Annotated in this window: 23 protein-coding genes and 4 tRNA genes; 26 read left to right on the top strand and 1 reads right to left on the bottom strand. The window is 42.9% G+C overall.

The window, feature by feature from the left end; translation table 11 throughout:
- The first annotated feature begins 31 nt into the window (after positions 1-31).
- The 12 genes from AC1XUF_RS18650 to AC1XUF_RS18595 all read left to right on the top strand — a co-directional run bounded on the left by AC1XUF_RS18650 (position 32) and on the right by AC1XUF_RS18595 (position 12,176).
- Positions 32-1,393 carry a quinol:cytochrome C oxidoreductase gene (locus AC1XUF_RS18650; RefSeq protein ID WP_483343333.1) on the top strand — a complete coding sequence of 454 codons (1,362 nt, stop codon included), beginning with the start codon at positions 32-34 and terminating at the stop codon, positions 1,391-1,393.
- A 21-nt stretch (positions 1,394-1,414) separates the two neighbouring features.
- Positions 1,415-2,521: a cytochrome c oxidase subunit II gene (locus tag AC1XUF_RS18645; protein ID WP_483343332.1), complete on the top strand. Its 1,107-nt coding sequence runs from the start codon at positions 1,415-1,417 to the stop codon at positions 2,519-2,521.
- Between the two features lie 28 nt (positions 2,522-2,549).
- Complete coding sequence (locus tag AC1XUF_RS18640) at positions 2,550-4,433, top strand: cytochrome c oxidase subunit I (RefSeq protein WP_483343331.1); 1,884 nt, start codon at positions 2,550-2,552, stop codon at positions 4,431-4,433.
- On the top strand, positions 4,408-5,436 hold the full coding sequence (locus AC1XUF_RS18635; protein ID WP_483343330.1) for a COX15/CtaA family protein: 1,029 nt from the start codon (positions 4,408-4,410) through the stop codon (positions 5,434-5,436). The genes AC1XUF_RS18640 and AC1XUF_RS18635 overlap by 26 nt, the downstream gene beginning before the upstream one ends.
- A gap of 17 nt (positions 5,437-5,453) precedes the next feature.
- On the top strand, positions 5,454-6,344 hold the full coding sequence (gene cyoE, locus AC1XUF_RS18630; RefSeq protein ID WP_483343329.1) for a heme o synthase: 891 nt from the start codon (positions 5,454-5,456) through the stop codon (positions 6,342-6,344).
- Between the two features lie 23 nt (positions 6,345-6,367).
- Entirely contained in the window at positions 6,368-6,955 is a 588-nt protein-coding gene (locus tag AC1XUF_RS18625) for a cytochrome c oxidase subunit 3 (RefSeq protein ID WP_483343328.1), read from the top strand.
- Between the two features lie 12 nt (positions 6,956-6,967).
- The gene (locus tag AC1XUF_RS18620) at positions 6,968-7,738 is read left to right on the top strand and encodes a cytochrome c oxidase subunit 3 (RefSeq protein ID WP_483343327.1); all 771 of its coding nucleotides are present in this window, start codon (positions 6,968-6,970) and stop codon (positions 7,736-7,738) included.
- A gap of 29 nt (positions 7,739-7,767) precedes the next feature.
- The gene (locus tag AC1XUF_RS18615) at positions 7,768-8,097 is read left to right on the top strand and encodes a cytochrome C oxidase subunit IV family protein (protein ID WP_483343326.1); all 330 of its coding nucleotides are present in this window, start codon (positions 7,768-7,770) and stop codon (positions 8,095-8,097) included.
- 7 nt (positions 8,098-8,104) lie between these two features.
- Complete coding sequence (locus tag AC1XUF_RS18610; RefSeq protein ID WP_483343325.1) at positions 8,105-8,734, top strand: hypothetical protein; 630 nt, start codon at positions 8,105-8,107, stop codon at positions 8,732-8,734.
- 2 nt (positions 8,735-8,736) lie between these two features.
- Complete coding sequence (locus AC1XUF_RS18605) at positions 8,737-9,276, top strand: DUF420 domain-containing protein (RefSeq protein WP_483343324.1); 540 nt, start codon at positions 8,737-8,739, stop codon at positions 9,274-9,276.
- Complete coding sequence (locus AC1XUF_RS18600; protein WP_483343323.1) at positions 9,273-9,554, top strand: hypothetical protein; 282 nt, start codon at positions 9,273-9,275, stop codon at positions 9,552-9,554. Before AC1XUF_RS18605 ends, AC1XUF_RS18600 begins: the two co-directional genes overlap by 4 nt.
- Before the next feature lie 99 nt (positions 9,555-9,653).
- The gene (locus tag AC1XUF_RS18595; RefSeq protein WP_483343322.1) at positions 9,654-12,176 is read left to right on the top strand and encodes a glycosyl hydrolase; all 2,523 of its coding nucleotides are present in this window, start codon (positions 9,654-9,656) and stop codon (positions 12,174-12,176) included.
- Here the strand turns inward: AC1XUF_RS18595 and murI are convergent, their stop codons facing one another.
- Positions 12,177-12,986, bottom strand: a complete 810-nt coding sequence (murI, locus tag AC1XUF_RS18590) for a glutamate racemase (RefSeq protein WP_483343321.1) — start codon at positions 12,984-12,986, stop codon at positions 12,177-12,179.
- 186 nt (positions 12,987-13,172) lie between these two features.
- Between murI and AC1XUF_RS18585 the strand changes: the two genes are divergently transcribed.
- The 14 genes from AC1XUF_RS18585 to rplL all read left to right on the top strand — a co-directional run bounded on the left by AC1XUF_RS18585 (position 13,173) and on the right by rplL (position 20,809).
- Entirely contained in the window at positions 13,173-13,763 is a 591-nt protein-coding gene (locus tag AC1XUF_RS18585; protein WP_483343320.1) for an RNA polymerase sigma factor, read from the top strand.
- On the top strand, positions 13,744-14,556 hold the full coding sequence (locus AC1XUF_RS18580) for a hypothetical protein (protein WP_483343319.1): 813 nt from the start codon (positions 13,744-13,746) through the stop codon (positions 14,554-14,556). Before AC1XUF_RS18585 ends, AC1XUF_RS18580 begins: the two co-directional genes overlap by 20 nt.
- Positions 14,557-14,567: 11 nt before the next feature.
- Positions 14,568-15,674 (top strand): hypothetical protein, encoded by a 1,107-nt coding sequence (locus AC1XUF_RS18575; RefSeq protein WP_483343318.1) that lies wholly within the window; start codon positions 14,568-14,570, stop codon positions 15,672-15,674.
- A gap of 165 nt (positions 15,675-15,839) precedes the next feature.
- A tRNA-Tyr gene (locus AC1XUF_RS18570) sits at positions 15,840-15,922 on the top strand.
- A gap of 55 nt (positions 15,923-15,977) precedes the next feature.
- Positions 15,978-16,050 (top strand) — tRNA-Gly (locus AC1XUF_RS18565).
- An 86-nt stretch (positions 16,051-16,136) separates the two neighbouring features.
- A tRNA-Thr gene (locus tag AC1XUF_RS18560) sits at positions 16,137-16,208 on the top strand.
- A 188-nt stretch (positions 16,209-16,396) separates the two neighbouring features.
- Positions 16,397-17,584 carry an elongation factor Tu gene (tuf, locus tag AC1XUF_RS18555; RefSeq protein ID WP_483343317.1) on the top strand — a complete coding sequence of 396 codons (1,188 nt, stop codon included), beginning with the start codon at positions 16,397-16,399 and terminating at the stop codon, positions 17,582-17,584.
- Between the two features lie 100 nt (positions 17,585-17,684).
- Positions 17,685-17,755 (top strand) — tRNA-Trp (locus AC1XUF_RS18550).
- Positions 17,756-17,772: 17 nt separating this feature from the next.
- Positions 17,773-17,964, top strand: a complete 192-nt coding sequence (secE, locus tag AC1XUF_RS18545) for a preprotein translocase subunit SecE (protein ID WP_031528323.1) — start codon at positions 17,773-17,775, stop codon at positions 17,962-17,964.
- A 24-nt stretch (positions 17,965-17,988) separates the two neighbouring features.
- Positions 17,989-18,543, top strand: coding sequence for a transcription termination/antitermination protein NusG (gene nusG / locus AC1XUF_RS18540; RefSeq protein WP_015812908.1), 555 nt, complete (start codon positions 17,989-17,991; stop codon positions 18,541-18,543).
- A 76-nt stretch (positions 18,544-18,619) separates the two neighbouring features.
- Positions 18,620-19,069 carry a 50S ribosomal protein L11 gene (gene rplK / locus AC1XUF_RS18535; RefSeq protein ID WP_138368218.1) on the top strand — a complete coding sequence of 150 codons (450 nt, stop codon included), beginning with the start codon at positions 18,620-18,622 and terminating at the stop codon, positions 19,067-19,069.
- A 36-nt stretch (positions 19,070-19,105) separates the two neighbouring features.
- Positions 19,106-19,804 (top strand): 50S ribosomal protein L1, encoded by a 699-nt coding sequence (gene rplA, locus AC1XUF_RS18530; protein WP_483343316.1) that lies wholly within the window; start codon positions 19,106-19,108, stop codon positions 19,802-19,804.
- 1 nt (position 19,805) lies between these two features.
- Positions 19,806-20,336: a 50S ribosomal protein L10 gene (rplJ, locus tag AC1XUF_RS18525; protein WP_483343315.1), complete on the top strand. Its 531-nt coding sequence runs from the start codon at positions 19,806-19,808 to the stop codon at positions 20,334-20,336.
- Between the two features lie 86 nt (positions 20,337-20,422).
- A complete protein-coding gene (rplL, locus tag AC1XUF_RS18520; protein WP_138368220.1) occupies positions 20,423-20,809 on the top strand; it encodes a 50S ribosomal protein L7/L12 in 387 nt (128 codons plus the stop codon).
- Positions 20,810-21,131: the final 322 nt, after the last annotated feature.

Genomic DNA, 21,131 nt, shown 5'->3' with positions numbered 1-21,131 from the left:
AATTTTGATAACAGAGAAATAAAATTAAATAATGGCATCAGCACATTCGATTCCTTCTATTGAAGAACGGTTTGAATTTACATCGGAAGCTAAACGGAATTTACTCATCGGTGGCGGTGTTGGACTGGCTCTTGTATTATTAGGAGCTTACCTCGCTGCAACAGGTGGGGGCGGCCATGAAGCAGCGGCACATGGAGCAGAACACGCTGCGAACGCATTAGGACATCCGACTCCAGAAAATACCGCTGCCGGACATCACGCAGCGGCGGCAGAAGTTGGTCATCATGCAAAGGGCTGGATGTCTAGGATTTGGGCTAATCTTTGGGTAAATGGAGTGTACTTCACCGGCATGTCGGTAGTTGGGATGTTCTTTATTTCTTACAATTATCTGGCGCAGGCTGGATGGTCGGCAGTTTTCAAAAGGGTGCCAGAAGCGCTACCAGCTTTTTTGCCATTCACTGGGATCGTCTTACTTGTAACTTTCTTTTTGGGAGGACACGGTTTGTTTCACTGGACGCATGAAGGCCTTTACGAAGTAGGCGGGCCGGAGTATGACAAAGTCATTGCGGGAAAAAGAGGTTTTTTGAATACGCCTTTTTTCGTGGGAAGGCTTGTGCTTTATTTTGCTTTATGGTATGGTTTGTGGCGAGTGATTCGTAATCTTTCTTTGCAGGAAGATGAAATTGGAGGTACAGAATTTTACGAAAAATCTATCCGGTTTGGAACTGCATTTCTGGTAGTATTTGGAGTAACTTCCTCTACATCGGCCTGGGATTTTGTCATGTCGATAGATACGCATTGGTTTAGTACCATGTTTGGATGGTATACACTTGCAAGCTGGCACGTAGCTGGTCTGGCTGTTATTACGCTTACCATCGTTCTGCTGAGGGAGAGAGGGTATTTAAGAGCGGTTAATTCGAGCCACATGCGAGACTTGGGTAAATTTGTTTTTGCCTTCAGTATTTTCTGGACTTATGTTTGGTTCGCCCAATTCCTGTTGATTTATTATGCCAACCTTCCGGAAGAGACGATTTACTTCCTGGAGAGGTTCCGTGGATATGGAGGGTTTTTCAAGGCACCGTTCTTTATTACTTTGTTTTTGAATTTCTTCTTTCCTTTCCTAGTATTGATGACTAGAGATGCCAAGTACACGCATTCGATTCTTAAAGTCGCGTGCTGGAGTGTAATTATTGGGCATTACATGGATTTTTATACGAACATTATGCCTGGATCGGTTGGAGCAGCGGCGGAATTTGGTCCACTGGAATGGGGATTCTTTGTGATATTCCTTTGCGGATTTGCTTATTCGATCGCGACACAGTTGGAGAAGGCTAATTTGATACCTAGGAACCACCCCATGTTGGAGGAGTCATTGCATCACGATATTGCCTAATTGCAAAACCAGTTTATTATCATGTATATTTTAATCGCATTAGTTGCTCTTGTTTTCGTGGTTCTCACTGGTGTTGTGATTTCCAGGTTACAGAATGTACTTAAGAATATTAAGAAGTCCGATTCGGAAGAAGTGCAGCCGACCGGCAATAAAGTAAACGGGGCTATGTTTATAGTGGTTCTGGTTGTTGGCGCCGTCGCAATTACTTGGTCTTACCTCCACGCAAGAGAATTTTTCTTGCCGGAGGCATCCTCGGTTCATGGCAGAAGAACGGACGACCTCTTTTGGTTTTCTATGGGTATTCTTACAATTCCGTTCATTTTTGTAAACTTCCTTATTTTCTTTTTTGCCTGGAAGTATCAACATAAGGCTAATCATCGCGCCTCTTTTTACCCAGAAAATCACAAGCTGGAGCTGATATGGACTATTGTTCCGGCAATCGTTATGGCATTACTGGTATTCACAGGATGGAAAGCGTGGTCAGATATCACTTCTGATGCCCCAAGGGACGCTGAAGTCATTGAAATTACGGGTAAGCAATTTAACTGGATCGTTCGTTATGCAGGGGTAAGCGATAACAAATTGGGTAACTATAACTACAAGCTTATTGATTCGCAGAATGAGGTTGGGATAGATTTGTCAGACGAGAACTCGTTTGATGACTTTACTACTCCGAGTGAAATGCATATTCCGGTAAACCGCCCGGTTCTGTTAAAAATTAGAGCCCGCGATGTTTTACATAGTGTTTTTATTCCGCATATGCGGGTGAAAATGGATGCCGTCCCTGGTATGCCAACCAAGTTTTGGTTTGTACCGGATAAGACTACCGCAGATATGCGTTCTGAATTAAATAATCCGAAGTTTGACTATGAGATTGCTTGCACGGAGGTTTGTGGTCAGGGACATTTCTCAATGAAAATTAGGCTGATCGTAGAGGATGAGGCATCTTATAGAAAGTGGTGCTCTGAGCAAGCTACTTTCCTGCAAACTTATCCTGAATATCTGGCCAAAGTGCCTGAGAATTTGAAAGCCAAGGCAATGAAATATGTGCCAGCAGAAGCAAAAACCCCCGCAGATAGTGCATCGACCGCGGGAGGTGGTACAGGAACCAGTGCTAGTCTACGCTAATTAATAATTTTAAATACAGTAAAAGTATATGTCAGCTATTGAAGGATTGGAAACAGCTCACCATCACGCAGAAGAGCATGAACACCACCATGAGGCACAAAACTTTTGGCAGAAATATATATTTTGTGAAGATCACAAAGTAATTGCTAAACAATATCTGATCACGGGGATCCTTTGGGCGGTAATTGGGATTAGTATGTCTGTTGTTTTCCGTATTCAACTTGGACTACCGGATTCTGACCTTTCATGGTTGAAACCGATTCTGGGAGGATGGATCAGTGATTCCGGGAAGCTGGATCCTAATTTCTATCTCGCACTGGTGACCATGCACGGAACGATCATGGTATTTTTTGTTTTGACTGCCGGTCTAAGCGGAACGTTCAGTAATTTCTTAATTCCGTTGCAAATCGGTGCCAGGGATATGGCATCGGGCTTCATGAACATGTTGTCCTACTGGTTCTTCTTTATGGCCAGCGTGATCATGTTTGTCTCGTTGTTTTTGCAGAATGGCCCAGCAGCGGGTGGATGGGTTATATATCCGCCCTTGAGCGCCTTGCCACAGGCGCATCCGGGCTCGGGAATGGGTATGACGCTTTGGCTTGTGAGTATGGCATTGTTCATTGTATCTCAGCTGTTGGGAGGTATTAACTATATAACCACAGTTATTAACCTACGGACACGTGGAATGTCATTTGACCGTCTTCCCCTTACAATCTGGTCATTCCTCATCACAGCTGTATTGGGATTGATTTCTTTCCCGGTTCTTTTTTCGTCTGTTTTGCTACTTATTTTCGATCGTCACTTCGGAACCAGCTTTTATCTGTCAGATATTTACATCAATGGTGAAGCCCTTCCGAATGTCGGGGGTAGCCCAATTTTGTTCCAACATTTGTTCTGGTTTCTGGGGCACCCGGAGGTATACATCGTTTTGTTACCGGGTTTAGGGATTACTTCCGAGGTAATTGCAACGAATTCACGTAAACCAATTTTTGGATACCGTGCAATGATCGCTTCCATGCTAGGCATTGCATTCCTTGCATTTATCGTGTGGGCTCACCATATGTTTGTAACGGGTATGAACCCCTTCCTTGGGTCCGTATTCATGTTCCTTACATTAATTATTGCGGTTCCTTCCGCGGTGAAGGGTTTTAACTACATTACCACATTATGGAAAGGTAATATTGTGTTTACACCCGGAATGCTGTTTTCCATTGGTTTGGTGTCCTTGTTTGTTTCAGGCGGGTTAACAGGTATTATTTTGGGTAACAGCGCGTTGGACATTCAATTACATGATACTTATTTCGTTGTTGCTCATTTTCACCTGGTAATGGGTGCGGCATCTGCTTTTGGTCTTTTTGCGGGTGTTTATCACTGGTTCCCAAAAATGTTTGGCCGAATGATGAATACAACGCTGGGGCAAATACACTTCTGGTTTACTTTCATCGGTATTTATCTGGTATTCATTCCTATGCACTATGTGGGTATCGCAGGTTTCCCACGGAGATATTATCAGTTTACCAGCTACGATTTTACCCATAAGTTCATGGATATGAACATGTTCATATCGATTGCTGCAATTTTATCATTTCTTGCCCAGTTCATTTTCTTGTGGAATTTCTTTTACAGCATTTTCAAAGGTAAAAAGGCTCCTCAGAACCCATGGCGCTCAAATACATTGGAATGGACAGCTCCAATCAATCCTGGTCACGGCAACTGGGTAGGGCCGATTCCTGCTGTATACCGCTGGTCTTATGACTACAGTAAACCTGGCGCCAAGGAAGATTTTATTCCACAGAACATTCCGTATTCTCAAACACTGGAATCTAATTTCCCTCATGAAAATGAGCTGATCTCTACGGAAAAGGCGATTGAGTCACAAAACTTCAATGACCAGTTCAACGTATCACACTGATTTTAGTGCCAGTCGCCGTTTTCGGCGATTGGCACTAAATACTGTCATCACACTCTATTTTCTGATTATTGCAGGTGGAGTTGTGAGGAGTACCGGTGCGGGAATGGGATGTCCCGATTGGCCTAAATGTTTCGGCAGATGGATTCCTCCAACAGAAGCTTCTCAGCTACCAGCTAATTATAGGGAGATCTATGGCGCTAAATTAAAAGGGGAAATTGAGTTTAATCCTGTGAAGACATGGATTGAGTATGTAAACAGGCTTTTAGGAGCGTTTACGGGAGTTATGATTTTTCTCACGTTGCTGGCTTCAATCCCTTTTTTGAAATCAGGAAACAAGCGAATTTTTTTTTTCAGCCTTTCAGCGTTTTTGTTGGTAGGAATTCAGGGCTGGCTAGGCGCGAAAGTTGTTTCCTTTGAGTTGTTGCCAATTGTTGTGACATTACATATGCTCCTGGCAATAGTTATAGTGTTTGTTCTGCTTTATCTATTCGCCTGGTCAGGTTTCGCAAAGGGATTTTTACCTGATGTCGGTAACGAAAGGGGTGGTTTAAATAGGATTGGACTAATTGTGATGGGTCTGTCGCTTTTCCAGATCTTACTTGGAACTCAGGTGAGGGAAGTGATGGACGAAGTAATCGTGAAATTGGGGTATGCTGCCCGGAGTGAGTGGATCAGTGAACTTGGAATGAAGTTTTACATACACAGATCGTTTTCGTTGATCGTTTTGGGGTTTAACTTATTTTGGATTAATAAAATACGGAAATCAGCGCTTGGAAATACGGTAGCTGGAGACATAGCAAAGGTTTGTTTTGCGGTTTTATTAGCAGAAATTTGCACAGGGTTATTGATGGCTTATTTAGGGGTACCTCCATTTGCGCAGCCGCTCCACTTAACATTTGCAATTTTAATGATTGGTTTACAATTCGTGATTTGGCTGATGATTAACGCGAATAAGTATTTAACGTATCGAGAGCCGTCCGCAGCAGGTCAGCAAGCCATTTAATATTGTATTTCACAAACATGATATCAGCACAGAAGGATATTACGACGACTGGGATTAGAGAGAAACTGGGCATTTTGTTTGAATTGCTTAAATTCAGATTGGCTTCATTAATTGCTTTTTCGGGAGCGATGGGGTATTGCTTAGGTGCGAGGGATGTGAAGGCAGTTGATATGATTTTCTTTATTTTGGCGTCAATCGGAATAACCGGTGCTGCAAATATCATTAACCAGATCCTGGAAAGGGATTATGATAAGTTGATGAAGAGAACTTCGTCCAGGCCATTGCCTAGCGGAAGGATTACAACAGAGCACGCGGCGATCTGGGCAGTGATTTTGGGAGTTACTTCATTAACGATTTTTGTTTTTGTATTTAATCTCAGCGCCGGGCTGATTTCATTGCTTTCACTTGTTCTTTACGGATTCGTTTATACGCCCTTAAAAAGGGTAGGGCCAATTGCGGTATTTGTAGGTGCTTTTCCGGGAGCTTTCCCTCCGATGATAGGCTGGGTTGCCGCTACAAATCATTTTGGTCTTGAGCCTGGAATTTTATTTGCAATCCAGTTTTTTTGGCAATTCCCGCATTTCTGGGCAATAGCATGGGTTTTAGACGAAGATTATAAGCGTGCAGGGTTTAAGTTATTACCAGCTAATGGATTGAAAGACCTGGATACAACTTTCAGAATCATGATTTACACGCTGTTTTTGCTTCCAATCGGATGGCTACCTTATAAATTAGGAATGACCGGAATCAACTCGGCTTTTGTCGCGACTGTTTTTGGAGTTCTGTTTCTCGCTCAAACATTTCATCTGATGCGGACTTGTACCGATAAAACGGCCCGCCAACTGATGTTTGGGTCATTTATATATTTGCCGATTGTGCAAATTGCTTTCTTGTTGGATAAATTGTGAAATCGAAAATCAGTTTGTGAGAAATGGAGAATGTTCAGCAATATAAAATAGAAAAGGAACCGCAGGCTACATTGGCAATGGACCCAATCAAGTTCATCCTGTGGCTTTTCCTGGTAAGCATCATTATGTTATTTGCTTCTCAAACCAGTGCTTATCTGGTGCGCAGAGCAGAAGGGAATTGGTTAGAATTTGAAATGCCCCGCATATTTTGGTATAGTACGGCCGTGCTGATAATCAGTAGCGGAGCCATGCAATGGGCCTATTTTTCGGCAAAAAAAGATCAGTTCCAACAATTGAAAATAGCAATTTCTATTACTTTTGTACTTGGCCTTGCCTTCCTTTGGATGCAGTTTGAAGGATGGAGGGAGCTGGTAAAGATGAACGTCTATTTTGTAGGAAATCCGTCAGGGTCATTTTTTTACGTGTTTACCGGCTTACATGGGTTTCACATTATCAGCGGCCTTATTGTTCTGCTTTATTCTTGGATAGCGGCATTTAAGCTACGGGTACATGCCAAGAGCCTGAGAAGGATACAGATCTGCGCCACCTACTGGCATTTTTTAGATATTCTGTGGTTATACCTTTTTGTTTTTTTATTGACCTTTAATTAATACTTTTTATCAATGGCTGCAAATGTAACAACACCTGGCGCGATAGAACCCAAAATGTGGATGGGGGGCATTGAGCCTATGAAAGCGAGTTACGGAAAACTGATGATGTGGTTTTTCCTCATCTCAGATACGTTTACTTTCTCCGCCTTGCTGGTGGCATATGGCACAGCCCGGTTTAGTTTCCCTGCATTTGCAGGTGAGGCTGCCAATTTTACATTTTCAAATTTGTATTGGCCGATACCAGAAAAGGTGTATGAGTCTGTGCCTTTTCTGCACGGAATCTCGTTACCGCTGGTTTTTGTAGGTATCATGACCTTTATTCTGATTGCAAGTAGTGTGACGATGGTACTTGCAGTGGAAGCAGGACACAGAATGGACAGGGCTAATGTTGAGAAATATATGCTTTGGACTATTCTGGGAGGGTTTACTTTTCTGGGTTGCCAGGCATGGGAATGGACTCACTTTATACACGGAACAGATGCAGGTAGTGTTATGAAGGTGATTGAAAACGGGTCATGGGTTGAAAAAACGGTATTTGGAGCGAATCTGCATGAGAACCAATACGGACCTCCTGCCTTTGCGGACTTTTTCTTCTTTATAACCGGATTTCACGGGACCCACGTTTTCAGTGGTGTTATTTTGAATATTCTGATTTTCTTCCGGTCTGCCACGGGTTTCTATGATAAACGTGGCAGCTACGAGATGGTTGAGAAAGTCGGGCTTTACTGGCACTTTGTTGATCTGGTGTGGGTATTCGTATTTACATTCTTTTACCTGGTTTAAATTATCGAACAATATAATTTCTAAGTCAAATGTCGGAAGTACATCACGTTCACAATCAGGATCCGAATGCAGGTGCTGAACAACGTAAAGCAATCTGGAAAACTTTCTGGATACTGCTTGTTTTAACCACGCTCGAATTCGTAATTGCTTTTACAGTTCCTCATGGTACGTTAAAAGTTTCTGTTTTTATCGTCATGACCATTGTTAAAGCATTTTACATTGTAGGTGAATTTATGCACTTGAAGCATGAGACGAAATCTCTGATCTGGAGCATTCTGGTACCTATCATTTTTGTTGCTTGGTTGATTTTAGCACTGATGCTTGAAGGAAATGCTATTTTCAAAGCGATATTTGATTAGGACATAGATGAAAAATTTTTCCAAAGCCGGATTGCTGATTGTAACATTAGTAATTCCGGCTTTGATTTTTATCTTTTTAAAATTTTTCGCTAGAAACCACTATGACCTGCCCTATTTTAATCCACAAACAAATCAGCAGGGAGGCGTAATAGTCGAAAAAGGCGATACTCTGTTTAAGAGAGTCGACATAGTTTGTGGTGATCTCGGTTCTGAAAAATGGAACGGCAAACTGACAGTAGTAAGTAACCTGCCAGAGCAATGTGATGATGATTGCAAACGCCTGAATGAGGAGTTACAACGTATTTACTCCCTCAGGAGCGAAATTATGGAGCTCCAAATTTTGACATTTTCTGAATCTCCCAACACAAAAGTGGCAAGTTTGCCTGCAGAGATGGGCAAAAAGGGCTGGGGGATCGTCGCAGGATCAAAAGGTAAGATCGATAGTTGTTTTCACCAGGGACAGGCAATTTTTAAAAGAGACACGAGCTATACCAAGTTGCAGGACAGGCTAATGCTGGTGGATAAAAATGGATATGTGAGAGGTTATTATAACGGTATTGACCCTGCTGAAATAGATCGTTTAATGGCCGAGATTAAAATTCTTGATTACGAAAATGAAATAAGCACACAAAAATAACTATGGCAACAGTAACGATAGAAAAGAAACCCAAATACGAACGTCTCATCAATGTGCTGGCAGTGGCAATTCCGGTTGCTGTGGCAGTTTTACTTGGTATCCGTCAGAAGATTGATCTGGGAGAGTGGACCAAGGTGTTACCGCACGTAATCGGAGTGATTAATTCCTTGACAGCCGTTTTGCTTATTGCTGGTTTTTATTTTGTGAAAAATAAAAATATTGCGGCTCACCGTCAGGCGATGACGGCCGCTTTTATGTTAGGAGCTATTTTTTTGATTTGCTATATCCTATACCACGTCTCAAATGAGTCGACGCCCTACGGCGGGGAAGGCATAATTCGGCCTATCTATTACTTCTTGCTGATTTCGCATATCTTACTCTCAATAGGGGTTGTATGGTTTGTATTGAGGGCAGTATACTTCGGATATACCCATCAAATCGCACAACATAGAAAGGCAGTAAAGTGGGCGCTGCCCATTTGGTTATATGTCAGTATTAGCGGTGTTGTCGTTTATTTGATGATTAGTCCTTATTACGTATGAAAAAATTAGCAGTCATATCAGGTTTGGTAATCCTTTTGATTTTCACGGGAATCGATTCCTGGGCACAATGTGCGATGTGCAGGGGCACCGTCGAAAGCTCGATGGGTAACGGCAGAAACAATGTGGGTGTAGGCCTCAACACAGGCATCATGTTCCTTTTTGTAATGCCTTATTTATTAGTAGCCGTAATTGGCTACCTGTGGTACCGAAACAGTAAGAGAAGTCAGCAGGAACGACAATTTGTGACTACCAGGGTGAAACAGGCGTATCAGGGGTAATTCAAGGTCGAAAAAGGAATGTGGGCGAAACTGGGAACGGTTTCGCTTTTTTTATACGTAGAAAAATGATCTTAGGACTTTAATCAAAAACTCATTCCTATGCGTCTCACGTTTGTTTTCCTGATTCTCTTAAAATCTGCATTGCTTTATGCACAGAACATATCTACTGCAAAGCCGTGGACTTATTGGTGGTGGATGGGGAGTGCCGTCACGAAAGAGGACATTTCAGCTCAATTACAGTTTTTTAAAAGATCAGGGGTTGGCGGCGTGCATATTATCCCCATCTACGGAGTGAAGGGATACGAATCAAGGAATATCCCCTTTCTCTCGGTACAATGGATGGAAGTAATGCAGTACACTGTCGGAGAGGGGAAGCGGCTCGGAATCGGAGTGGATATGACAACCGGTACAGGCTGGCCATTTGGAGGGCCCAATGTGGACGCTTCTATGGCAGCCCAAAATATGAGTGTCAAGGACGGAAAGATAATAGTTACCGGGACCAAACAAATGGTGAAAAGGGCTGCCCCGGGTGGAGAAGGGTTGGTTTTTGACCCATTTAACCCAAACGCGATGCGGAAATATCTAACCCGGTTCGATTCTGCTTTTACAAATATCGCCAACCTGCCCAGGTCGATGTATATGGATTCGTATGAAGCCTATGGGGCCAATTGGACGGGCGATTTTAAAGCGCAATTCAGCGAGCGTCGTGGCTACGATCTGGAAAGTGTATTATCTTTTTTAACTGATACAACGAATAAACCGGAAGCCGAATTGGTAAAGATAGATTATCATCAAACGCTGGCGGAACTTCTTTATGAGCGGTATGCCTTGCCATGGACGAAATGGAGTAAAGAACACGGATTCTTAACAAGGTACCAGGCCCATGGATCCCCGGGTAATTTGTTGGACCTTTATGCCGCTGCAGATATTCCTGAGACCGAGTCTTTTGGTACAAGTCGTTTCGCGATACCTGGGTTGCGGGTCGATACCGATTATTCGATTGATCAATTTGGCACGCCTAACCCGCTGGCAATGAAATTCGCTTCGTCAGCCGCCAATCTCACGGGTAAAAAACTGGTAAGTTCAGAAACCGGGACTTGGTTGGCCAATCACTTTAAGGTGTCGTTATCGCAGGTGAAACCGGAAATTGACGAGTTATTTGTGGCGGGTATCAACCATGTATTTTACCACGGGACCACCTATTCGCCGGAAAATGAACCATATCCAGGCTGGTTGTTTTATGCCTCGACCAATTTTGGAAAGACATCTCATTTTGCCGATCAGTTTTACTTATTGAATGAATATGTTCAGCATTGTCAGACATTGCTGCAAAACAGCCAGCCGGATAATGATGTTCTGGTCTACTTTCCTATACACGACTTGTGGGCAACGAACGCAAAATCTGCGGGTCATGTACATTTATTGGAAGTGCACCATGTCGATCGCTGGTTATTGGATTTGCCATTCGGGAAGCTTGCGCAAAAGCTTTGGAAAGAGGGATTTGCATTTGATTATGTTTCTGACTTGCAGTTGAAGCAAATATATCTTGATAGAAACGGAAATCTTAGTTCTGGTAACACAACCTACAAGACACTGGTGATACCTGCGAGCACTTATATGTCCGCGCAGACTCTGGCTGAGCTGAAACGTTTGTCGGATACTGGCGCGAAGATAATCTTTGAGAAAAAATGGCCGTCCAAGGTCACAGGCTTTGCTGATCATGCGGAACATCAGAATCAATTTGAACAGCTGTTAAAAGCGCTTTCGGAAACAAAGAATGTAAGGATATCTAGTGATATTGTCCATGATTTAAATGCGAATGGGGCAATTCAAGAAGGCGGGTTAGCAAAAGATGGACTGAATTTTATCCGGAAGAAAACGGGGAAAGGTGCCGTGCTGTATTTCGTAACTAACCTCGGTAATCAGTTCAAGGAAGGTTGGCTACAGGTTGGAAAAGCAAAAATGGTTTCTAAAGATGATCCGATGCAGGGCCAGTCTCTGATGACACATCGGAAAGGAAAAAAAGGGGAGGAGTTTTTTCTTTCGTTACCACCGGGCAAATCCTGCTTTCTGGAAGCAGCGGCAAATGGAGCGGAGTTTCCGGAAACTGGTATAGCGAAAAGGGAGTTTGAGATTTTGGGTGATTGGGAGTTGAATTTTGTAAAGGGGAGACCTAGCCTACCAGCCACTGCCCGGATTTCGAAATTACAATCATGGGCCGTGTTGCCGGATTCAGCAGAATACTTCTCTGGGCGGGTTTCCTACAAAATCCGTTTTGATCTTCCACGAAATTTGCTGAAAACCGTAACGTTGATTGACCTGGGGGATGTAAGAGAGACTGCACAGGTTAAATTGAATGGCAAGGAAATCGGCACGGTATGGTGTATTCCTTTCCAGTTGCCTATTTCTTCTGAAATTTTAAAACCAAAGGACAATGTGCTGGAAGTTGAGGTAACTAATTTGTCCGCCAATTACATGAGGCTTCGCGACAGGCAGAAACCCGACTGGAAGAAATTTTATGATATCAACGTTGCCGATATCACCTATAAGAAGTTCGATGCATCCAAATGGGAACCAATGCCATCGGGCTTACTTGGACCGGTTAAACTGATTTATGAATAATTACTCCCAGAGAGGATAATGTTCCAGCTGAATCTGCTGGCCAAAAAAGATGTTCGTAGACTGTTCAAAAGACAATGTATAGTCGGAAACATAAAACTGCCTTACGCCTTTTCCTTTTTCATTAACCAGATAGTGTTGTTCCAGTAATGCTTTAAGTGACCGGGCAACGATTTCGGAAGTATCCAGAATTTCTGCATTCCCCTTATAGAATTCGCTGATCTGATTCTTGATCAGTGGATAATGCGTGCATCCAAGGATCAGGGCTTCAATATTGGAGAGGAGGGGATCAGAAAGGTAATTGGCAATAATGCTTTCACTGATGTTATTGTCGAAAAAACCCTCCTCAATCATAGGTGCCAACAAAGGAGTTGCCAGGGACTTCAAATGAATGCTCCGGTCTAATGCATCTATCTTTTTTTTATAGACATTGGATTGCACGGTTTGCTTGGTTCCAATCAATCCTATTGTTTTTCCTTCATAGTGTTCCTTAATATAGTCGACCACGGGATCGATTACATTTAAAACCTTGGCCTTGCTTCCAACATATTCCCTTACCAATTCATAAGCGGCCGCTGATGCGGAGTTGCACGCGATAAGTATCAATTTACAATTCTGCTGAATGAGCATATTGCAAATTTTGATAGAATAAGCTTGTATGGCAGCGGTAGACTTGTCACCGTAAGGAAGGTGTGCGGTATCTCCGAAGTAGATGGTATTTTCCTGCGGTAAAAGCTTTGTAACCGCGCTGGCGACAGTCATTCCGCCAATACCACTGTCAAAAATTCCGATTGGGGCCGAAGAGTCGAGCATGTAAAGTCTTTCAAATGATTAATAATCTCGTCCTCAAAACTACGGGAACGTATCCAATTACTTTCTGAAAATGAGAACAAAATTGGCAGTCATTTTGACGAGAAGAGAATAATAGCAAAAAACTTGAATGCCCCGTGCAACCTCATTGTAAAGAATGAGCATCTTGCTGTCGAAACCACCAATAGAATGGGTCGAATTTTAGCACTATTTAGCCAGGAAGCACAGCTTGTCAAGGCGCTCAGGAAGTCAGATCCAAAGGCGCAGCGGCAAGTTTACGATAAATACAGCGCTCGCATGCTGGGTTTATGCTTCCGTTATATATGTGATGAGATGGCGGCCGAGGATGTGATGGTGGAGGGTTTTTTGAAAGTATTTGGGAAGATCGGCCAGTTCAACGAAGAGGGAAGTTTTGAAGGCTGGATACGCCGGATTATGGTCAACGAGGCGCTTGGTTACCTGAGGAAGCAAAAGAGGATTTTGGAGGATACGTTATCTGACGACGCAAACAATGTCCCGGACTATGTTCAGGCAGACCAGAATCTGGAAACTGAGGAGCTACTAAGCCTTATCGAATCTTTACCGACAGGCTATCGCACCGTTTTTAACTTGTACGCCATCGAGGGTTATGCCCATATTGAAATTGCCCAGATGCTGGGAATCACAGAAAGCACTTCCAAATCGCAATTGCACCGTGCACGTGCATTGCTTCAGAAAATGGTCGGTGATTGGGAAAATGATTTTAAAAAAAAAGTAGAATATGAAAAAGCATCCGGTTGATGATCTCTTCAAACGCAGGTTAGCGGATTTGAATAAAAAACCTTCTGAAAATGCTTGGCTTAGAATCCAGGAAAATACCGAAGCGCGACGTCGGCCTGCGGTATGGATATGGTATGCGGCTGCAAGTGTGACTCTGGCTTTGATTACCGGATATCTGGTTTTAAGAAATGACCATGAGGGCTTGATCGGGCCTGCGATAAGCCAGAAAACAATCGCATCTGTGAAGAAAAAGGAGGCAGCTCCACCTCGAGAAAAGAAGAATCAGGTTGATGATCATCAAATTGCAACAGCAATAGAAAAAGAACTATTGCGGAATGATGAGAAGGCCTCTTACAATAAGAGTGACGCAGTTGCCCCGCAGAAGCCGGTTACCGAACAAGAACCCATAATCAACAAAGTGGAAGTTCCCATTGCTACGATTGACGACGTACCGGTTGGGCCGAATGCTTTAAAGGCAATCGACATTCCGAAATCTCCTGAGATCACAAGTTTGAAACCATCTGCAGATGGAACAAATTTGCCAGTCCTTGAGAACGGAAAAACGGAACCAACGATAACGATTGTGGTGGCTGTCAAGACAGACGAAGACCAACTAGACGAAAAACCGAAGACTTCGCGGTTTTCAAGAGTTTTTCGCCAGCTGAAAAATGCGAGAGCCGGCGAAAAGGTGGATTGGGAGGAAGTAGGCTTTAACCCCAAAACGCTTGTTGCGCGGGTCGACGACCGTCTGCGCTCCAAAGAAGAAAAAACATCGGATAGAAATCAAAATTCCAAAGAAAGGACAAAACTGTAATTTACTTAGCCATGAAAACAAAATTATATATTAGCCTTCTGTTCTTTTTTGCACTGGCCACTATTCGTGCAATAGGTTCTGAGAAAGTACCAGGGGGCACGGCGTTGGGAAAAGATTCGATCATCGTTACATTCGGCGACAAAACACGCCTGGTTATTTATGGTGAAAACAGAAAGGAGCTAGAAAAGATCATGAAATACGATCTGAACGCTTTATTGAAGGATTTGAAAGTCAAGCTAGATAGCACCAGTGGTGATACCACTTATTTAAGGGAAGAATTGAATGGGAATCGGTATTTGAAGGATGATATGGAGAAAAAGGAAAAGGACTACGTAAGAATTGGTCTCAGGGGCGTGCATGTAAAAGACGGAGATACTCAGGTGACAATTAATGCAAAAGGTGTTGAAGTCAGGGAAGGGGATCACGAAATATCGTCTGATTCAACATATAGGCGCATTGGAAAGCGGTTTTACAGATCCCATGGAGGCTCAAGTCCGCGGAAGGGATTCAATATTGCTGCCGGACTTAATACCTATGGCGAAAATCCTTCGGTTGCAGAATACGATAAAGCCGATTACGATCTCAAACCTTTTGGGTCCCGCTTCATCAGCCTGGGCTACATCGCAAGCACGACTGTTGCCCGGGGAAGGAATGCCAGGCTGCATTTTGATTTCGGCGCTGATTTTTCCTGGTACAATCTGATGTTCGATGGAAATAATACGATCGATAAAAATGACGAGCGTGTGGAATTCCCACTAGTGAAAGACGATACCGGTAAGGAAGTCCAAATGAAAAAGACAAAAATGGTAGTGCCGTACATTAATCTTTCATTTATGCCGACTGTAAGTTTTCCTCATTCTTTCATCTCATACCTTAGCGCAGGGGTTTACGGTGGTTACCGGATTGGAAGCTATACGAAGTTACGTCGGGAAGGCAGTAAGGATGTGGATCATGTGAGAAAGAACTTCTATCTCGAAGACTTGCGATATGGGTTGTCGGCAGAGATTGGGATCAGAAATTTCCCGGATTTATTTGTCAGCTATGACATGAACAAGCTATATGAGGAGAATAAAGGGCCTGCTGTTAGAATGTTAAGTTTTGGTGTAAGGTTATTTTAATGCTAAAAAGGCTGAAATAAAGGCAGAAATGAAGGGTTTTCATTTCTGCCTTTATTTTTATTTATTTTTTTCTTCAAACAATTTGAGAATTTAAGAAAAGGGTATAATTTTGCGACTCCAAAAAGTGAGACGAACGGTTTTCACGGTTGTGTTGAAATGTTGTTCGGGGGTGTACCAGAGTGGCCAAATGGGGCAGACTGTAAATCTGCTGGTGTATGCCTACGGTGGTTCGAATCCATCCGCCCCCACAGTTTGCGCCAGATTTGCTCTTGAATTACCAGTCAGGAAAAGGCAAAAACATATGCGGAAGTAGCTCAGCTGGTAGAGCGATAGCCTTCCAAGCTATAGGTCGCGAGTTCGAACCTCGTCTTCCGCTCATTAATACACCATCGAAGCGATTAGCGAAAACATTCAAATTGAAACTTTTTCGCTAATCGCTTTTTGGTTGTAGGCAGATTTTTTGCCGTTGTAGCTCAGGGGTAGAGCACTTCCTTGGTAAGGAAGAGGTCGGGGGTTCAAATCCCCCCAATGGCTCTAGAAGAAATGAGCATTTCTTTAACAGGAAGAAGTAGGGCTCTTCAAACCCCACTATTGGCTCAAAAGATTTTGATTCTGTATTTGGTTAATTGATTTATGGAGGGCTTGGTATAAGAGCCAAACAGGATCAATCTAGTGTTTAATAAATTCGTAACAACTTTTTTAATTTTAAGCGTACTTAAGTCATGGCAAAAGAGACGTTTGACCGCTCGAAACCCCACGTAAATATTGGTACTATCGGGCACGTTGACCACGGTAAAACTACCCTTACAGCAGCAATCACAACTGTACTTGCTGAAAAAGGTTTCGCACAAAAACGCGATTTCTCATCAATCGATAACGCACCTGAAGAGAAAGAGCGTGGTATTACAATCAATACTTCACACGTAGAATACCAGACTGCCAATCGTCACTATGCGCACGTTGACTGTCCAGGTCACGCGGATTACGTGAAGAACATGGTTACTGGTGCTGCCCAGATGGACGGCGCTATCATCGTGGTTGCGGCTACGGATGGACCTATGCCACAAACTCGTGAGCACATTCTTCTTGCACGTCAGGTAGGTGTTCCTCAACTTGTCGTGTTCATGAACAAAGTGGATATGGTTGACGATCCGGAACTACTTGAACTTGTTGAAATGGAAATTCGTGAGCTTTTGAGCTTCTACGAATATGATGGAGATAACATTCCGGTGATCCAGGGTTCTGCTTTGGGTGGTTTGAACGGCGATCCAAAATGGGTTAAAACAATCGAAGAATTGATGGATGCTGTTGATAGCTACATTCCAATTCCTCCACGTATGACTGATCTTCCTTTCTTGATGCCTGTTGAAGACGTATTCTCGATCACTGGTCGTGGTACTGTTGCAACCGGTCGTATCGAGCGTGGTGTGATCAACTCTGGTGATCCTGTTGATATCCTTGGTATGGGTGCAGAAGGTCTTAAATCTACCGTAACTGGTGTTGAGATGTTCCGTAAAATCCTGGATCGTGGTGAAGCTGGTGATAACGTAGGTCTTCTTCTTCGTGGTATTAATAAAGAAGATATCCGTCGCGGAATGGTAATTTGCAAGCCAGGTTCTGTAAAACCTCACGCAAGTTTCAAAGGAGAAGTCTATGTTCTTTCAAAAGAAGAAGGTGGTCGTCACACTCCATTCTTCAATAAATACCGTCCTCAGTTCTACTTCCGTACCACGGACGTAACTGGAGAGATTACACTTCCTGCCGGTGTTGAAATGGTGATGCCAGGTGACAACATCACAATCGAAGTGAAATTGATCAACAAGATTGCTATGGAAAAAGGTCTTCGCTTTGCGATTCGCGAAGGTGGACGTACCGTAGGTGCTGGTCAGGTAACAGAAATTCTTGACTAATCTGTTAAGTAATAATGGCAAGTGCATTTCGTGAAGAAATGCACTTGTTTTTTATAATAAAATCGTATCTTTGCAGCCCGAAATAACGGTTGTGTGATAAACGGGTGTAGTTCAAGGGTAGAATAGCGGTCTCCAAAACCGTTGATGGGAGTTCGAATCTCTCCACCCGTGCATAATAAAAAAGAAAAATGGAAAAATTTACTTCTTTTTTGAAAGCGTCCTGGGAGGAAATAACCCAGCATGTGACATGGCCTCCTTTCAATGAATTGCAGGCTAACACAACCTTGGTGCTTGTGGGATCTCTCATTTTTGCATTTGTAGTAGGTGTGATGGATTTTGTCTTCGAAAACGCACTGAAATTGTTTTATCAGTCTTTCTAAGGCTATTTTAACCCCACAGATGGTATGAGTAGTCTAAATTGGTTTGTATTAAGGGCAGTGTCTGGACAAGAAAAAAAGATCAAGTCCTACATTGAGAATGAGATAACACGTCAGAAACTGAATGAGTTTGTTCCGCAGATTCTGATTCCGTCCGAGAAGATCTATGAGATGCGTAACGGAAAGAAGCGTGTTAGGGAGAAAAATTTCTTTCCCGGATATATAATCATTTCGGCTGACTTGTCTAAGGGCGAAGTTCTACACATTATCACGAGCATTCCAGGAGTTATAGGCTTTTTGGGTAATGCTGAAGGAAATTCAAAAGTGCCTGTTCCACTGAGGCAATCAGAAATAAACAGGATACTCGGGAAGGTGGACGAGGCGGAGCAGCATGAAGAAGCTCCAAGTATGTCTTTCATCAAAGGCGAAACCGTAAAGGTTGTCGATGGCCCATTCAGTGGATTTATTGGATTGGTGGAAGAAGTATTCGACGAAAAGAAAAAACTCAATGTAGTTGTAAAAATATTCGGGCGTAATACACCCGTGGAACTCAGTTACGCACAAGTAGAAAAGGATAGTTGAAAGACTAACGGGCAGGGTAAGCTTCCACTTGCATGTGAGCCGTTAATCAATCAATGAATCGACAAATTCCAAAACAATGGCAAAAGAAATAGGTGGATACGTCAAACTTCAGGTAAAAGGTGGCCAAGCCAATCCTTCACCTCCAATTGGACCTGCATTGGGTTCCAAAGGTTTGAATATCATGGAGTTTTGCAAGCAATTCAATGGCCGTACCCAGGATAAAATGGGTGTGGTATTGCCGGTAGTTATTACTTACTATAAGGATAAGTCTTTTGACTTCGTCATTAAGACCCCCCCGGCCGCGATTTTGCTTCTGGAAGCATCAAAAGTAAAGGTAGGTTCGGCGCAGCCCAACCGCTTGAAAGTAGGCTCGGTATCATGGGATCAGGTTCGTACGATCGCTGAAACTAAAATGCCGGATTTAAACTGCTTTACGATTGATTCTGCTATGAAAATGATTGCGGGAACGGCTCGTAGTATGGGAATTACCGTAGCAGGCAAGGCACCATGGGAAGAAAACAACTAAGCGTAAAATTACTAATACGCTAAAGAAACAAAGAACATGGGAAAACTGACCAAAAAGCAAAAAGAAGCTCTTTCGAAATTCGACGCAAATCAAGCTTACTCTTTAGAGGCGGCAGCGGATGTACTTAAGACGATTTCTTACACGAAGTTTGATTCTTCCGTGGATATCGATGTCCGTTTGGGCGTTGATCCTCGTAAAGCAGATCAAATGGTGCGTGGCGTGGTAACCTTGCCACATGGAACCGGAAAAGAAGTTCGTGTATTGGTTCTGTGTACTCCCGATAAGGAGGCAGAAGCGAAAGAAGCAGGAGCAGATTATGTTGGTCTTGATGAGTATATCCAAAAGATAGAACAAGGCTGGACAGACATTGACGTAATTATCACAATGCCAAGTGTAATGGCAAAAGTGGGACGTTTAGGTAAAGTGTTAGGTCCACGCGGACTTATGCCAAACCCTAAATCGGGAACGGTGACCCCTGATGTAGCGAAAGCTGTGAAAGAAGTAAAAGCTGGTAAAATCGACTTTAAAGTTGATAAAACCGGAATTATTCATACAAGCGTTGGAAAGGTTTCTTTTGGAATTGACCAGCTTGCGCAGAACGCCCAGGAAGTTATCAATACCTTGGTTCGCCTTAAACCATCTTCGGCAAAAGGTACTTACGTAAAGAGCATTCACTTGTCAAGTACGATGAGCCCGGGTGTTTCTATTGATAAAAACACGATTCCAGGATTATAATATGACACGGGAAGAGAAAGCAGTAATTATAGACGAGTTAAGTCAAAAATTCTCGAGCACGCCATACTTCTACATTACCAGCGCTAACGGCATGTCCGTTAAGGAGGTAAATACCTTAAGAGCTCAATGCTTTGAAAAGGGTATCGAGTATCGTGTTGTTAAGAATACTTTGATTAAAAAAGCGCTAGAAACATTGGATACGGATTATTCCTCTTTTGACGAAGTCCTCAAAGGATTTTCCGGAGTAATGTTTCACCCGGAGTCAGGTAAAGTTCCTGCTCAACTGATAAAGGAGTTTAAGAAAAAAGGCGGAAGCGACAAGCTTAAATTTAAGGGTGCTTCTGTTGATTCATCCGTGTTTGTTGGTGAAAGCCAGCTAGACGTTCTAATCGCTCTGAAATCCAAGCAAGAAATGGTTGGAGAGATTATCGGATTGTTGCAGTCGCCTGCTAAGAATGTGATCGGCGCCCTTTCAAGCGGTGGACACAAATTGGCTGGTATCTTGAAAACTTTGTCTGAAAAAGAAGACTAATAAAAATAGCCAGGCTAGGCTCTCCGGGTAGAAGAAAATGGAGCTTTAAATCATCTTATTGTATAATCAAAAAAATCTAAATAAAAATGGCAGATTTGAAAGCTTTCGCAGAACAGCTTGTTAACCTAACGGTTAAAGAAGTGAACGAATTGGCTACAATTCTTAAAGACGAGTACGGTATTGAGCCTGCAGCTGCTGGTGCAGTAATGGTAGCAGGTCCTGCTGCTGGCGGTGGCGCTGATGCTCCTGTTGTTGAAGAGAAAACATCTTTCGATGTGATTTTGAAAGCAGCGGGCCCAAGCAAACTAGCTGTTGTGAAATTGGTTAAAGACCTTACCGGCCTTGGACTGAAAGAAGCGAAAGAATTAGTTGACGGTGCTCCAAAACCTGTTAAAGAAGGAGTTGCAAAAGACGAAGCTGAAGCTTTGAAGAAACAACTTGAAGAAGCAGGTGCCGAAGTTGAAGTGAAGTAATTTGCTTTATAGCAGCAACCTATAGTTCAGAGGATTGGGCCTGGCACTCGCCAGGTCTTTTCCTATTTTGCATATATCCCAAACGAAAAACTCTTTTTTGACGTTTGGACTAGAGGGCCGGTTTATAATGTAACCGGTATTCCATTTCTTCTTCCAGGATAATTTGCCCGAAACACTTCTTTACTCGTAGAAAAGATAGAAAAGGGGCTATTATTCATTCTCTACGAGGCATTAGATTAGGTTTAAAAATATTTAAATGCCATACGTTTTGTATAGATCACTGACGTACTGGTTTTTCTGCTAACCCAAATCAAACATAGCC

It is taken from the genome of Dyadobacter sp. HNCC25DJ185, assembly GCF_056895195.1.
The sequence above is the reverse complement of the archived record's forward strand: the minus strand, read 5'-3'. Positions and strand labels throughout refer to the sequence as shown.

Excerpts from the sequence above, each read along its gene's own strand:
- AC1XUF_RS18650 (WP_483343333.1), top strand. The coding sequence starts at position 32 with ATGGCATCAGCACATTCGATTCCTTCTATTGAAGAACGGTTTGAATTT.
- AC1XUF_RS18645 (WP_483343332.1), top strand. The coding sequence starts at position 1,415 with ATGTATATTTTAATCGCATTAGTTGCTCTTGTTTTCGTGGTTCTCACT.
- AC1XUF_RS18640 (WP_483343331.1), top strand. The coding sequence starts at position 2,550 with ATGTCAGCTATTGAAGGATTGGAAACAGCTCACCATCACGCAGAAGAG.
- AC1XUF_RS18635 (WP_483343330.1), top strand. The coding sequence starts at position 4,408 with ATGACCAGTTCAACGTATCACACTGATTTTAGTGCCAGTCGCCGTTTT.
- cyoE (WP_483343329.1), top strand. The coding sequence starts at position 5,454 with ATGATATCAGCACAGAAGGATATTACGACGACTGGGATTAGAGAGAAA.
- AC1XUF_RS18625 (WP_483343328.1), top strand. The coding sequence starts at position 6,368 with ATGGAGAATGTTCAGCAATATAAAATAGAAAAGGAACCGCAGGCTACA.
- AC1XUF_RS18620 (WP_483343327.1), top strand. The coding sequence starts at position 6,968 with ATGGCTGCAAATGTAACAACACCTGGCGCGATAGAACCCAAAATGTGG.
- AC1XUF_RS18615 (WP_483343326.1), top strand. The coding sequence starts at position 7,768 with ATGTCGGAAGTACATCACGTTCACAATCAGGATCCGAATGCAGGTGCT.
- AC1XUF_RS18610 (WP_483343325.1), top strand. The coding sequence starts at position 8,105 with ATGAAAAATTTTTCCAAAGCCGGATTGCTGATTGTAACATTAGTAATT.
- AC1XUF_RS18605 (WP_483343324.1), top strand. The coding sequence starts at position 8,737 with ATGGCAACAGTAACGATAGAAAAGAAACCCAAATACGAACGTCTCATC.
- AC1XUF_RS18600 (WP_483343323.1), top strand. The coding sequence starts at position 9,273 with ATGAAAAAATTAGCAGTCATATCAGGTTTGGTAATCCTTTTGATTTTC.
- AC1XUF_RS18595 (WP_483343322.1), top strand. The coding sequence starts at position 9,654 with ATGCGTCTCACGTTTGTTTTCCTGATTCTCTTAAAATCTGCATTGCTT.
- murI (WP_483343321.1), bottom strand. The coding sequence starts at position 12,986 with ATGCTCGACTCTTCGGCCCCAATCGGAATTTTTGACAGTGGTATTGGC.
- AC1XUF_RS18585 (WP_483343320.1), top strand. The coding sequence starts at position 13,173 with ATGGGTCGAATTTTAGCACTATTTAGCCAGGAAGCACAGCTTGTCAAG.
- AC1XUF_RS18580 (WP_483343319.1), top strand. The coding sequence starts at position 13,744 with ATGAAAAAGCATCCGGTTGATGATCTCTTCAAACGCAGGTTAGCGGAT.
- AC1XUF_RS18575 (WP_483343318.1), top strand. The coding sequence starts at position 14,568 with ATGAAAACAAAATTATATATTAGCCTTCTGTTCTTTTTTGCACTGGCC.
- tuf (WP_483343317.1), top strand. The coding sequence starts at position 16,397 with ATGGCAAAAGAGACGTTTGACCGCTCGAAACCCCACGTAAATATTGGT.
- secE (WP_031528323.1), top strand. The coding sequence starts at position 17,773 with ATGGAAAAATTTACTTCTTTTTTGAAAGCGTCCTGGGAGGAAATAACC.
- nusG (WP_015812908.1), top strand. The coding sequence starts at position 17,989 with ATGAGTAGTCTAAATTGGTTTGTATTAAGGGCAGTGTCTGGACAAGAA.
- rplK (WP_138368218.1), top strand. The coding sequence starts at position 18,620 with ATGGCAAAAGAAATAGGTGGATACGTCAAACTTCAGGTAAAAGGTGGC.
- rplA (WP_483343316.1), top strand. The coding sequence starts at position 19,106 with ATGGGAAAACTGACCAAAAAGCAAAAAGAAGCTCTTTCGAAATTCGAC.
- rplJ (WP_483343315.1), top strand. The coding sequence starts at position 19,806 with ATGACACGGGAAGAGAAAGCAGTAATTATAGACGAGTTAAGTCAAAAA.
- rplL (WP_138368220.1), top strand. The coding sequence starts at position 20,423 with ATGGCAGATTTGAAAGCTTTCGCAGAACAGCTTGTTAACCTAACGGTT.